The organism is Bacillus sp. FSL R7-0166 (assembly GCF_038008935.1).
Taxonomy (GTDB): domain Bacteria; phylum Bacillota; class Bacilli; order Bacillales; family Bacillaceae; genus Bacillus; species Bacillus altitudinis.
This window is the reverse complement of the sequence record NZ_JBBPAC010000001.1, coordinates 2,040,534-2,053,884: the sequence shown is the minus strand read 5'-3', so window position 1 is coordinate 2,053,884 and position 13,351 is coordinate 2,040,534. Positions and strand designations below refer to the sequence as shown.

At 40.9% G+C, this 13,351-nt stretch carries 15 protein-coding genes; 14 read left to right on the top strand and 1 reads right to left on the bottom strand.

Annotated elements, in window-relative coordinates:
* Positions 1-6 precede the first annotated feature (6 nt).
* From ypeB to fni, 6 genes are all read left to right on the top strand, one after another.
* Complete coding sequence (ypeB, locus tag NST01_RS10465) at positions 7-1,356, top strand: germination protein YpeB (RefSeq protein ID WP_213406835.1); 1,350 nt, start codon at positions 7-9, stop codon at positions 1,354-1,356.
* A 102-nt stretch (positions 1,357-1,458) separates the two neighbouring features.
* A complete protein-coding gene (locus NST01_RS10460; RefSeq protein ID WP_046343862.1) occupies positions 1,459-2,106 on the top strand; it encodes a flagellar brake protein in 648 nt (215 codons plus the stop codon).
* Positions 2,107-2,169: 63 nt separating this feature from the next.
* Positions 2,170-2,352 carry a YpfB family protein gene (locus NST01_RS10455; protein WP_008344514.1) on the top strand — a complete coding sequence of 61 codons (183 nt, stop codon included), beginning with the start codon at positions 2,170-2,172 and terminating at the stop codon, positions 2,350-2,352.
* A gap of 71 nt (positions 2,353-2,423) precedes the next feature.
* Entirely contained in the window at positions 2,424-3,101 is a 678-nt protein-coding gene (cmk, locus tag NST01_RS10450; RefSeq protein ID WP_017359766.1) for a (d)CMP kinase, read from the top strand.
* Between the two features lie 223 nt (positions 3,102-3,324).
* Entirely contained in the window at positions 3,325-4,476 is a 1,152-nt protein-coding gene (gene rpsA / locus NST01_RS10445) for a 30S ribosomal protein S1 (protein ID WP_008344519.1), read from the top strand.
* Positions 4,477-4,490: 14 nt separating this feature from the next.
* Positions 4,491-5,558, top strand: a complete 1,068-nt coding sequence (fni, locus tag NST01_RS10440; protein ID WP_050827353.1) for a type 2 isopentenyl-diphosphate Delta-isomerase — start codon at positions 4,491-4,493, stop codon at positions 5,556-5,558.
* A 174-nt stretch (positions 5,559-5,732) separates the two neighbouring features.
* Here the strand turns inward: fni and NST01_RS10435 are convergent, their stop codons facing one another.
* Positions 5,733-5,864: a YpzI family protein gene (locus tag NST01_RS10435; protein WP_008344525.1), complete on the bottom strand. Its 132-nt coding sequence runs from the start codon at positions 5,862-5,864 to the stop codon at positions 5,733-5,735.
* A 118-nt stretch (positions 5,865-5,982) separates the two neighbouring features.
* Here NST01_RS10435 and NST01_RS10430 point away from each other — a divergent pair, with 118 nt between their 5' ends.
* The 8 genes from NST01_RS10430 (at position 5,983) to spoIVA (ending at position 13,087) form a co-directional block, all read left to right on the top strand.
* Positions 5,983-6,585 carry a YphA family membrane protein gene (locus tag NST01_RS10430; protein WP_432414178.1) on the top strand — a complete coding sequence of 201 codons (603 nt, stop codon included), beginning with the start codon at positions 5,983-5,985 and terminating at the stop codon, positions 6,583-6,585.
* On the top strand, positions 6,582-7,466 hold the full coding sequence (locus tag NST01_RS10425; protein WP_007500964.1) for a YIEGIA family protein: 885 nt from the start codon (positions 6,582-6,584) through the stop codon (positions 7,464-7,466). The genes NST01_RS10430 and NST01_RS10425 overlap by 4 nt, the downstream gene beginning before the upstream one ends.
* A 6-nt stretch (positions 7,467-7,472) precedes the next feature.
* A complete protein-coding gene (locus tag NST01_RS10420; protein WP_008344527.1) occupies positions 7,473-7,667 on the top strand; it encodes a capping complex subunit for YIEGIA in 195 nt (64 codons plus the stop codon).
* A gap of 159 nt (positions 7,668-7,826) precedes the next feature.
* Positions 7,827-9,137, top strand: a complete 1,311-nt coding sequence (der, locus tag NST01_RS10415) for a ribosome biogenesis GTPase Der (RefSeq protein ID WP_144740008.1) — start codon at positions 7,827-7,829, stop codon at positions 9,135-9,137.
* Between the two features lie 14 nt (positions 9,138-9,151).
* Positions 9,152-10,189 carry an NAD(P)H-dependent glycerol-3-phosphate dehydrogenase gene (locus NST01_RS10410; RefSeq protein WP_008344529.1) on the top strand — a complete coding sequence of 346 codons (1,038 nt, stop codon included), beginning with the start codon at positions 9,152-9,154 and terminating at the stop codon, positions 10,187-10,189.
* Positions 10,190-10,455: 266 nt separating this feature from the next.
* On the top strand, positions 10,456-10,659 hold the full coding sequence (locus tag NST01_RS10405; protein ID WP_017367508.1) for a DUF2768 domain-containing protein: 204 nt from the start codon (positions 10,456-10,458) through the stop codon (positions 10,657-10,659).
* Between the two features lie 18 nt (positions 10,660-10,677).
* Complete coding sequence (locus tag NST01_RS10400; protein WP_007500961.1) at positions 10,678-11,403, top strand: hypothetical protein; 726 nt, start codon at positions 10,678-10,680, stop codon at positions 11,401-11,403.
* A 205-nt stretch (positions 11,404-11,608) separates the two neighbouring features.
* Complete coding sequence (gene spoIVA / locus NST01_RS10395) at positions 11,609-13,087, top strand: stage IV sporulation protein A (RefSeq protein ID WP_008344534.1); 1,479 nt, start codon at positions 11,609-11,611, stop codon at positions 13,085-13,087.
* The last annotated feature ends 264 nt before the right edge of the window (positions 13,088-13,351 follow it).

The window sequence follows — 13,351 nt, the reverse complement described above, 5'->3', positions numbered from 1 at the left end:
AAATAAATGATCAGAGGAATATTGATTGCTATTTTAGGAATTGCTGTCATCTCAACAGGATACTGGGGCTATAAGGAGCATCAAGAAAAAGATGCAGTGCTGCTTCATGCAGAGAACAACTATCAAAGAGCCTTCCATGATCTAACGTATCAAGTCGATCAGTTGCACGATAAACTTGGCGCAACACTTGCGATGAACAGCCAAACATCTATATCTCCAGCACTTGCAGATGTATGGAGAATGTCATCAGAAGCGCATAACAATGTCAGCCAGCTTCCGCTCACATTGATGCCTTTTAACAAAACAGAAGAGTTTCTAGCGAATGTCGGTGACTTTAGCTATAAATCGTCACTTAAATCTTTATCAGATGAATCATTAAACAAAGATACACACAAAACCATTACCACTTTATATGATCAAGCGGCAGATATTCAAAACGAACTTAGACAAGTGCAGCATCTCGTACTCAACAAAAATTTAAAATGGATGGATGTTGAAATGGCACTGGCTGATGGAGATCGAAAAAACGACAACACCATCATTGACGGATTAAAAACCGTTGAGAGAAATGCTGATGCGTTTGCAGATGTTGATCTTGGTCCTACAAATGTGTCAACTGAATCAGAAACGCAAGGCTACAATCACTTAAAAGGGCAAAAGATTTCAAAAAAAGAAGCGATCCGTATCGCCCAGCAATTTGCGCCTGACCATAACAAAGATTTCAAGGTGAGAAAAAGTGGGAGTAAAACGAACCGTGATGTCTACAGCCTGTCAATGTCAGACCCAGATAGCCGAGCAAACTTTTATTTAGACTTGACTGAAAAAGGCGGCCATCCTGTCTATCTTCTTCAGAACCGTGAAGTGAAAAAACAAAAAATCAGTTTAAATGATGCCTCAGAAAAAGCACTAAGTTTCTTAAAGAAGCATGGATTCGATACTGAATCATTTCATTTAGATGAGAGTGCGCAATTTGATAATATCGGCGTATTTACCTATGTCCCTTTACAGAATAACGTATTGCTTTATCCAGATAGCATTCGAATGAAAGTCGCTTTAGATGATGGAGAGGTTGTGGGATTCTCAGCGAAAGACTATTTAATGAATCACAGAAAACGTGACATAAAAGCACCAAAGATTTCTCAAAAAGAAGCTGAAAAGACCTTAAATAAACATGTGAAGATTGAGGATACACATGTAGCTCTTGTTCAAAATGATATGTCAGAGGAAGTTCTCTGCTATGAGTTTTTAGGAACCATTAAAAACGACACATACCGAATGTTTATTAATGCAGATACTGGAAAAGAAGAAAGAGTAGATAAGCTAAAAAATGCAGAACCTATATATAAAGACCTGTAGAAAAGGAAGCGAGGAAAAGGCGAATAAGCCTTTTCCTTTTGTTTTATACATGGTTTAATATAAGAGAGGATACGATTTCACAGATGAAAAGAGTGATGAGGAATGTTACAAATAGGGGATGCAATCACAATTGAGTATGTCAATGAGAACAAAGAAGTGAAAACTGCAAAATCGAAAGTTTTGGAAAATAATAACGATGATATTTGCATTAATTATCCAGCTGATAAAGAAACGGGGCGCACGATCTATTTAAATCAAGAAACAGAAATCACCGTCTTCTTTTTCGATGAAAATCAAATTCCATACAAATGTACAAGCAAAGTCATTGGGAAAAGAAAAGAAGATATCCCTATGATTGTCGTTTCGATTCCGCCAAAAGAAGAAATGATTCGGCTTCAGCGAAGAGAATATCTTCGAGTGGATACGATGGTGAAAGCGTCCATAACGCAAAATGGTGAAGAAACCTTCGACACATTTATTGTCAATATGAGTGCTGGCGGTGTAGCAATTGCTGTTCCAGAAGGTGTCTCACTAAAAGAATATGGCGAGGTCGTCACAGAGTTTGAACTTTCACTTAAAGAACCAGTGAAAATTAAAGCGATTGCAGAAATGAATCGTGTTTATCAAGATGATCAGACCGGGAAAACAAGAGCGATCATGGAATTTACTGAAATCACAAACGACCACCAGCAACACATTATGAAGTACTGCTTCCAGCAGCAGCTTCTAACACGTGTGAAAAAAGTATAAGAATAAAGGTTGTCAAAAGCTTCCATACTAGAGAGAAAGAATCTAGCGTTGGAGGCTTTTTGTATGAAAACAATGGAAAGATGGCTATTCAAAGCAGTGCTCATTCAGCTCATTCTGCTTTTGGCGGTTCAGGTCACCCTTCACTTGACGAAAGGAGAACTATTTTTGTCAAAAGTCGTACAATACGAGGGTGTGAATAACATGAGCATTGAAGATTGGATTGAGACATTTAAGCAAAAGGATTGATAGAAAATTCCCCCGTTTGAGCGGTGATCGTGTTACAATTCATAAGGGAGATTCAATCAAGGAGAGGTATTATGAAAAAGAAATTATCTATCGCAATTGACGGTCCTGCTGCAGCAGGAAAAAGCACTGTGGCAAAAATTGTCGCAGCGAAAAAATCATATATTTATATCGATACAGGTGCGATGTACCGCGCAATTACACTTGCAGCACTCAATCAAGGCGTAGACCTTGAAGACGAACAGGCACTTGATGCGTTATTGAAAAACACAGTCATTGAACTTGTGTCAACTGACGAAGGTCAAAAAGTACATTTAGACACGATTGATGTCACAGAAGACATCAGAACAGACCGTGTGAGCAATCAAGTCTCTGTTGTTGCAAAGCATCGAGCTGTTAGGGAAGAAATGGTCCGCAGGCAGCAAGAGCTGGGGAACCGAGGCGGTGTCGTCATGGATGGAAGAGACATCGGCACGCATGTTCTTCCAGATGCAGAAGTGAAAATTTTCTTGCTTGCGTCAGTAGAGGAAAGAGCAAAACGCCGTTTTGAAGAAAATCAGAAAAAAGGCTACGATGTCAATTACGATCAACTGATCGAAGAAATTGCAAGACGTGACAAGCTTGATTCTGAGCGGGAGGTATCACCGCTGAAGAAAGCAGATGATGCCATTGAAATTGACACGACTTCCCTTTCTATTCAAGAGGTTGCAGGTAAAATTTTAGATGCAGCAGAGCGTGTAGAAAAACAGTAAGAAATTTTAGAAAACTTTTATAAGTTAGAGGTTTATCTCTTGACAAACAAGGTCTTTTATTAGAAGTTTATACTAATACTATTTTTATTGATCATTCAAGCAATTCTGTTGATTTGAATGTTTCTATAATACATATTCGGCTGGCAATCATCATGCTAAGGACACATATTCACCCAGTCGTTTTAACTAAGCTGTGTAGGTTTGGACCAAGGAGGTTATCGAAATGACAGAGGAAATGAATCAAATCGATGTTCAGGTACCAGAGGTTGGAGATGTAGTAAAAGGGATTGTTTCTAAAGTTGAGGACAAGCATGTCAATGTAGATATCGTCAATGTGAAACAACCTGGGATCATCCCAATCAGTGAATTATCAAGTCTTCACGTTGAAAAAGCATCAGATGTCGTGAAAGATGGCGACGAGTTAGAGCTTAAAGTAACAAAGGTCGAAGACGATGCTTTGATTTTATCGAAACGTGCTGTTGATGCAGACCGCGCTTGGGAAGACCTAGAGAAAAAGTTTGAAACAAAAGAAGTATTTGAAGCAGAAGTAAAAGACGTTGTCAAAGGTGGTCTAGTGGTCGACATTGGTGTTCGCGGATTTATTCCTGCGTCTCTTGTTGAGGCACACTATGTAGAAGACTTCACTGACTACAAAGGAAAAACACTCTCGCTTGTTGTGGTAGAGCTTGACCGCGAAAAAAACCGCGTGATTCTATCGCATCGTGCAGTCGTTGAGCAAGAACAATTAGACAAGAAGCAAGACTTCCTGCAAAAGCTTGCAGTAGGCAGTGTGATTGATGGAAAAGTGCAGCGCCTGACTGACTTTGGTGCATTTGTTGACATTGGCGGCATTGATGGATTAGTTCACATTTCTCAACTATCCCATGCTCATGTCGAAAAGCCATCTGACGTTGTTGAAGAAGGACAGGAAGTGAAAGTCAAAGTTCTTGCTGTTGACCGCGATAACGAACGTATCTCACTATCTATTAAAGAAACATTACCAGGACCTTGGAGCCAAATTGGTGAAAAGGTAAAACAAGGTGATGTTCTTGAAGGAACCGTTCAACGTCTTGTGAGCTTTGGTGCATTTGTTGAAATTCTGCCAGGTGTAGAAGGACTTGTGCATATTTCCCAAATTTCACACAAACATATTGGTACTCCTCAAGAAGTCCTTGAAGAAGGGCAGACTGTGAAAGTGAAAGTGCTTGATGTCAATGAAGATGAAGAGCGCATTTCACTTAGCATTCGTGAATTAGAAGAGAATCCTGAAAAACAAATCGAAGAGGATTACCGTCAATATCAGGCGAAAGAAGAAAATACAAGCGGATTCCAGCTTGGTGACCTGATTGGTGATAAACTCAATAAACTAAAATAATTTGGTGATCAAAATTGACGCGAGCAGAAAGAAAGAAACAGCATATTGAGCATGCTTTGTCGACTGGCCAGCATGCAGCAACAGGTTTACAAGATGTTTCCTTCGTTCACGCCAGTTTACCAGATCTTGCGACATCACAAATTGATACACATACGACAATTGGCGGACTGACTTTCGGTTCGCCAATTTTTATCAATGCAATGACTGGTGGAGGCGGAGAATCGACCTATGAGATTAATCGCTCTTTATCTATCGCAGCGAAGGAAACCAATATTCCAGTAGCAGTCGGATCACAAATGGCTGCACTGAAAGATGCAGACGAACGTCGTACGTATGAAGTGGTTCGACAGGTGAATCCGGATGGACTCGTTTTTGCCAATTTGGGCAGTGAGGCGACAATTCAGCAAGCACGGGATGCCGTTGACATGCTGGAGGCAAACATGCTCCAAATTCACTTAAACGTGATTCAAGAGATCGTCATGCCTGAAGGAGATCGTGATTTCAGAGGTGCTGTTGAGCGGATCGCAGCCATCACTGAATCAATTGAGGTACCTGTTGTCGTCAAAGAAGTTGGATTTGGGATGAGTAAGGAAACAGCAAAGAAATTATTTGATGCTGGAGTTGCTGCTGTTGATGTAGGTGGATTTGGGGGAACAAATTTTTCTAAAATCGAGAACCTGCGCCGTCAAAAAGCACTTCGCTATTTTGACCAGTGGGGAATTCCAACTGCAGCGAGTTTGGCTGAAGTACATACAGCCTTTCCAGATCAAACCGTCCTAGCTTCTGGAGGCATTCAAGATGCACTTGATGTGACAAAATCAATTGCTCTTGGTGCGTCTGCCGCTGGATTAGCCGGCTTTTTCTTAAAATCCCTGACGAGTGGAGGAGAAAAGGGCCTCATCTCTGATATCATTGATCTACAAGATGATGTGAAGATGTTGATGACAGTACTTGGCATGAAGACAATTGAGGAGCTACGGCAAGCTCCAATTGTGCTTACAGGGGAAACAAGTCATTGGCTGAAAGAAAGAGACGTGGATACTACGTACTATAGTTTAAGAAATAAGAAGACAAAGGACTAAATGAAATTTAGCCCTTTGTCTTCTTTTCAGCGTGAAAGAAAACTTTTTTGTCTATGAAAGACAGCTACTTTTTGCGGAGCGAATTTGACATTCGTGAGCACCAATGCGCAGGACTGACATTGAATGCGAGGGTTTGTCTACACGCTGAGACATGTGATGATCACATGTCTTTTTTTATTGATTTCTTTTGCGAGCGTCTTCCGGGCCTTCTAAAGTTGTTGCCCCTTTGTGATGAATGGATTGATCGCGGTCAGATTCAACTCTTCTTGACGCCTTTAGGCGTTTTTCCTGTCTATCCTTACCCATTATACATCCCTCCTCAACTATTAGGGTGTCACCTCTTGTTTATTTCATACAAATCCCGCACCTTCTCATACGTTTAAAAACTGGAGATTTTCCCATAATGTAATTGAGGTGATGAGGGTTGGAGGCATTGTACTATTATTGGTCAATATGGTTCGTTTGGATTATGGTGACATTTATCATGGAGAAAAGCACGTGGCGCAATGTGCTAGGCGTATGTGTTCTCATACATATTATATGCAGTCATGTCATGGTTTCTATTTTAGACATTAGGATCAATGCAGGATTTTTGATGACCTTTTTATATGCTTGCATGTCATTCGTGATCGTTCGGCCTGCTCATCGAATCATGCGAATCATGCAATTAGGTTCTATGGTCAGTGCGTATGCCTTTTTTATGATTTTTGCATTATATGATCCAGTTTGGTTCACGATAATAAAGGTGGACTGGGTTGTATTTGCCTTGCTGATCTTGATGTGTTTAACATATGGGCATCGGTTAACAGAACGGATCACTTTATGGATGATGGCTATATGTCTGGGGGAAGCCCTTTATGCGCTTACGATTCATCGCCTCACATCTTCCATTGTCATAGGAGATCTCTCGTTTCTTTCCATGGCTGTTCAAGGAGTTGTCTTTCTATTAGGTGTAGGTCAGCTTGAAAAACTCTTGAACACCCGTTCATCTAGAAAACCAGTAAAAGGGGCTGCAAAATCAACATGACGGATTACACGTTTCCTGTGATTATTGGTGTCATCTTTGGGATGGCGGCTAGGCTTTATATGCTAAGAACTGATTATCGGCAATATCCCACATATATTCATGGACAAGTGATTCACATTGCGCTAGGTTTTATCGCATCAGGCCTTGGTGCTATTATTATGCCTGCGCTGATACAGGAAGAATTCACTGCAATTACCTTCCTGACGCTTGCAGCCACGCAATTTCGTGATGTGCGTAATATGGAAAGAAATACATTGACCCAAATGGATTCGTATGAGCTTGTCTCACGAGGCAGTACATATATCGAAGGCATTGCGATCGCCTTTGAAAGTCGAAATTATATTGCCATTCTTACTGCCCTTATTACAACGACCGCCTGTATTTTCTTTTCGCTCGTTGTTGGGACCGTGGTCGGTATTCTTTGTTTTTTCATGGCAAAACTATTAATGTCAGGGAGCCAATTAAAGGATATCGTGAATATTCAAAAAGGGGAACTTCGTTTTGACGGCGCAGGACTTTACGTAAATGATATTTACATTATGAATATCGGGCTGCCTGAAAAGCAAAAATTGATTTTAGAGCATGGAATGGGGTTCATCTTGACTCCGAAGAATTTTAACTCGGCCACAACCATCGCAAACCTTGGGCAGCGGCAAGCCATCTTATTTGATTTATCCAACGTGCTTGGTGTATACCGAGATTCTGGTGAACCATCGCTTTGTCCGCTTGCAAAACGTGATCTGAATAATGGCACACTTGGCGTATTCATTTTACCGCAATGGCAGCGTGAAGATTTGGCTGTCCGTGTATTAGAAGAGGTGCCTATTTTAGAAAATGCCATTAGAATGCCGACAGATTTCATTAAAAAGAAAGTGAGGTAATAGGGCATGGCGAACACCATTGAACAATTTATATTGGCTGTGGCGACAACAAATAAAGAGCGGGTCATTGGCGGAACAGCCGTTTTTTTCTGTGAAAATAAAGAAGAGCTCGACATGTATGCCATGAATTTAGAGGCCATTTTAGATGGAATTGCACACGGCATTGGAGAAGATCTTTACTTGATCGTCAAACATTTTTAAGTTATTCATTGTGGTCTGATTAAAAATTGATATAATATATAAGTTGAACCCTTCATGTTTGAAGGGTTTATTTCATAAAACTGAATGAAAATTATAAATCCCGGTTGAAACATGATGATGAACATATTGAATCGCGGCTGGATTGAAAGGAAGGGTACTATGGGTAAACCTGTCGTAGCCATTGTTGGAAGGCCCAACGTTGGAAAATCTACAATTTTTAATCGAATCGCAGGCGAAAGAATATCGATTGTAGAAGACACACCTGGTGTAACAAGAGATCGAATCTATAGCTCTGCTGAATGGTTAAATTATGACTTTAATTTAATAGATACTGGTGGAATTGATATTGGAGATGAGCCGTTTTTGGCGCAAATTCGCCATCAGGCTGAAATCGCAATGGATGAAGCGGATGTTATTATCTTTATGGTCAATGGAAGAGATGGCGTCACATCTGCGGATGAAGAAGTCGCAAAAATTTTATATCGCACGAAAAAACCTGTCGTACTTGCTGTCAATAAATTGGACAACCCTGAAATGAGAAGCGACGTGTATGACTTTTATGCACTTGGATTTGGCGAACCGTATCCGATTTCTGGAACGCACGGACTCGGTCTAGGTGATCTGCTTGATGCTGTCGCAGAGCATTTCAAAAACTTATCAGATACACAGTATGATGAAGAAGTGGTACAGTTCTGCTTAATCGGCCGCCCAAATGTAGGGAAATCCTCTTTGGTGAATGCGATGCTCGGTGAAGAACGTGTCATTGTCAGCAACATCGCTGGTACGACAAGAGATGCTGTAGATACAATGTTTACGTACAACCAACGTGACTTTGTCATTGTTGACACAGCCGGTATGAGGAAAAAAGGGAAAGTATATGAAACAACAGAGAAATACAGTGTACTCCGTGCGTTGAAAGCTATTGATCGATCGGATGTTGTCGCTGTTGTTCTTGATGGTGAAGAAGGCATTATTGAACAGGATAAACGTATTGCCGGCTACGCACACGAAGCGGGTAAAGCCGTTGTGATCATTGTGAACAAGTGGGATGCTGTTGAAAAAGACGAGCGTACAATGAAGGAATTTGAGCAAAACATTCGTGAGCATTTTCAATTCCTTGATTATGCACCTGTCTTATTCATGTCTGCTCTTACGAAAAAGAGAATTCACACGTTAATGCCAACAATCATTACCGCTAGTGAAAATCATGCGATGCGCGTTCAAACGAACATTCTAAACGATATTATCATGGATGCTGTAGCGATGAACCCAACGCCGACCCATAACGGACAGCGTCTGAAAATTTACTATGCAACACAAGTGGCGATCAAACCGCCGTCCTTTGTTGTGTTTGTAAATGATCCAGAACTTATGCACTTTTCTTATGAGCGTTTCCTAGAAAACCGAATTCGAGATGCATTTGGTTTTGAAGGAACACCAATTAAAATATTTGCGAGAGCGAGAAAATAAAAAGGGTGAGCAGGATGAAGAAAATTTCAGTACTTGGAGCAGGGAGCTGGGGAACAGCTCTTGCGCTTGTATTAGCTGATAATCATCATGATGTACACATGTGGGGACATAGACAAGAATTAATTGATCAAATCAATGAGAAACATGAAAATCATGATTACTTGCCTAATGTTGCATTGCCAGCATCTATTCAAGCGACAACAGATATGAAACAGGCACTAGAAGGGACAGATGCGATTATTGTCGCTGTGCCAACAAAGGCCATTCGAGAAGTATTGAAACAGGCAAATGAGTTCATTACGTCAAAGGTGCCATTTGTTCATGTCAGTAAAGGAATTGAACCAGATACACTTCTTAGAATTTCTCAAATGATTGAACAAGAAGTCCCAGAAGCAAAAAGAGAAGCAGTTGTTGTCCTGTCAGGACCAAGTCACGCTGAAGAAGTTGGCTTGCGTCATCCGACAACTGTTACAGTTTCATCAGAACATATTGAAGCGGCTCAATTTGTTCAAGATTTGTTTATGAACAACAACTTCAGAGTGTACACAAACCCTGATGTGATTGGGGTGGAAATTGGCGGGGCGCTGAAAAACATCATCGCTCTTGCGGCAGGGATCACAGACGGACTCGGATATGGCGATAATGCGAAAGCAGCGCTCATCACAAGGGGTCTTGCTGAAATCGCCCGCCTCGGCACAAAAATGGGAGGAAACCCTCTTACGTTTGCCGGGTTAACAGGTGTTGGAGATTTGATTGTCACATGTACAAGTGTTCATTCACGTAACTGGCGCTGCGGGAATTTACTCGGTAAAGGATATAAGCTCGAAGAAGTGCTTGAAAAAATGGGGATGGTTGTCGAAGGCGTCCGCACAACAAAAGGCGCTTATCAGCTCTCCAAAGAATACAAGGTCAGCATGCCGATTACAGAGGCTCTTTACGGCGTCCTATTTGAAGGGAAAAAGGTAGACGATGCTGTAGAATCCTTAATGGCACGTGTGAAAACACATGAGATGGAAGACCTTGTGAACATGTTCGAAAACCAAACAAAGTAATTGGAAGACTGAACTTAGGCGTGTAGAGGATGCAAGAAGGGGCAGACTTGCATAACATAACAATGAAGTTTGAATAGAGCTTTGCCTCTACAGAATGAGGAAAAATAGTCGACCTAATGACTGAAGCAGAGTCCCCCTCTTTGCTTCAGTTTTTTTATGCACTTTTTTCTGAATGATTGGAAAAATGATTGATATTTGACTTAATTTTGGTTTAGAATGAAATATAAACGCTTACAATTCGTTTGTATTAAAGGGGGACAGGCACGATGAGTTTTGCTTTAATCAAGATGTGGTTTGCGCTTGGTTCAATGGGGCTCATGTTTTTAGCCGTTGTAACCATTTATCTGAGTAGATTTAAGCTGAAGAGCCGGTTTCTGAAAATAACAGCCTCAACTGTCGCGTACAGCTTAATGCTCATATCAGGTGTCATTGTGTTTTTAGTTGTATTTAGCGGGCCGGTCAATGAATAATGAAAAAGGAAGAATGTGATGATCAAAGCAAAAATCAGTGTCATGCTGTTAACACTTATTTTACTTACGGGGTGCCTCTATCCAGAGAATCGCAAAGCTGAAAACCGCGTGCCATATAAAGAGCAGCTGCAAAGTGTGCAGACAGCGATTGAAGACTTTCAAAAAGCGACAAATGGCCTTTTACCGATTGAAACAAAAGAAGGCGACACACCTATTTATCAGAAGTATGTCATTGACTTTAAGCGTCTGTCACCAAGATATTTACACGATGTACCGTCGACATCTTTTGAAGGCGGGGGCGAATATATCTATGTCCTCACAGACGTCGAACAAAATCCAACGGTGAAACTGCTTGATGTCAAAATGACACAAACGATCAGTGAATTACGTCTGAGGATCAAAATATATCAAGATGAACATACATATCCGCCATATGGCAAAGTAGTATCCAAAGATTTATATACGTTAAATGAAAAAAAACTAGGGTTAAAAGCACCGCCTACAGTGACGAGCCCTGTCACGGGGGAATCACTTCCATTACTGATTTCCTCAAATGGCGAAATCTATGTTGACTATCGCAGTGATTTTGCCCAGATTTTGAAAAATACGAAACAAAAGCTGAAACCAGGTGAAAATATTCAAGATGTCTATTGGCAGGAAACCCCGTTTGTACCAGCGTTTTCTGTTCCATATACGATCAACAAAAAAGGTGAGCCGGCTTTTTTAGAAAAAAAGACGTCATAAACAAGAATGAACCTTTCTCCTCTGCATATAAATGAGGAGAAAGGTTTTTTTATGGCTAAACATACTCTCAAAACAAAAAAGGTGTCATATTCAAATAGGACAACGTCATACACATATATTGTCCTGACACCTTTCAAGCACCGTTTGATTGAAGTATAGAGTATTTTATTTGAAAACGAGGATAGCAAGTCCGGGAGGGGATCACTTGGAAAAAGTCGATATTTTCAAGGATATCGCTGAACGAACAGGAGGCGATATATATTTAGGAGTCGTTGGAGCTGTTCGTACAGGGAAATCTACGTTTATTAAAAAGTTTATGGAGCTCGTGGTGCTCCCGAATATCAATAATGAGGCAGACCGTGCAAGAGCACAGGATGAATTGCCGCAAAGCGCAGCAGGAAAAACCATTATGACCACAGAACCAAAATTTGTGCCAAATCAAGCGGCATCCATTCACGTGAGCGACGGCCTGGATGTCAACATTAGGCTTGTCGATTGTGTAGGCTACACCGTGCCTGGTGCACGCGGGTATGAAGATGAAAATGGTCCGAGAATGATTAATACGCCGTGGTATGAAGAACCAATCCCGTTTCATGAAGCAGCGGAAATTGGTACACGCAAGGTCATTCAAGAGCATTCAACCATTGGTGTTGTGATTACAACAGATGGATCAATTGGGGAAATCCCAAGACATGACTATATTGAATCAGAAGAACGTGTCATTGACGAACTCAAAGAAGTTGGAAAGCCGTTTATTATGGTGATCAACTCTGTGAGACCTTATCACCCTGAAACAGAAGCACTGCGGCAGGAACTTAGTCAAAAATATGATATTCCTGTACTCGCGATGAGTGTCGAAAGTATGAGAGAACAAGACGTTCTCAGTGTACTTCGTGAAGCATTATATGAATTCCCAGTGCTTGAGGTGAATGTGAACCTGCCAAGCTGGGTCATGGTACTAAAAGAAGATCATTGGCTAAGAGAGAGTTATCAGGATTCAGTGAAAGAAACCGTCAAGGATATTAAGAGATTAAGAGATGTTGACCGAGTGGTAGGTCAGTTCAGTGAATTCGATTTTATCGAAAGAGCGGGCTTAGCAGGCATTGAAATGGGTCAGGGGATCGCAGAAATTGATCTGTATGCGCCGGATGATCTATATGATCATATCCTAAAAGAAGTGGTTGGTGTGGAAATTAGGGGCAAAGATCACCTTCTTGAGCTCATGCAAGATTTTGCACATGCGAAAACGGAGTATGATCAAGTGTCTGACGCTTTAAAAATGGTGAAGCAGACTGGTTATGGAATTGCGGCACCAGCTTTGTCAGATATGAGTTTAGATGAGCCGGAAATCATTAGGCAAGGATCAAGATTCGGCGTCAGATTAAAAGCAGTCGCGCCATCTATTCATATGATTAAGGTAGATGTAGAAAGTGAGTTTGCGCCGATTATCGGAACAGAAAAACAAAGTGAAGAGCTCGTCCGATACTTAATGCAAGACTTTGAAGATGATCCGCTTTCGATCTGGAATTCCGATATATTTGGACGCTCACTCAGCTCGCTTGTCAGAGAAGGCATTCAAGCAAAACTCTCGCTGATGCCGGAAAATGCAAGGTATAAACTAAAGGAAACGCTTGAACGAATTATTAACGAAGGATCAGGCGGTCTGATCGCGATTATTCTATAGGATGTGAGACCTCTCATTGATGGGGGTCTTTTTTTGCGTGCGGGTGAAGTCATAAAAAGACAATTGTATAAAGATTAGTCAGATTCAGGCTGAAATTAGGAATATTCGTTCGCAAAAGTGCCCTTAATCCTTGACGAATAAGGATTCTTCCCTTTAAAATGCTTGATATGGTATTTCATATGTGTTAATCTACTTACAGAAAATCTTCACTTTGTTGGACAAACATTCCTTCAAAGAGAAGTTTTCTAATGAAAAGCCATGTAT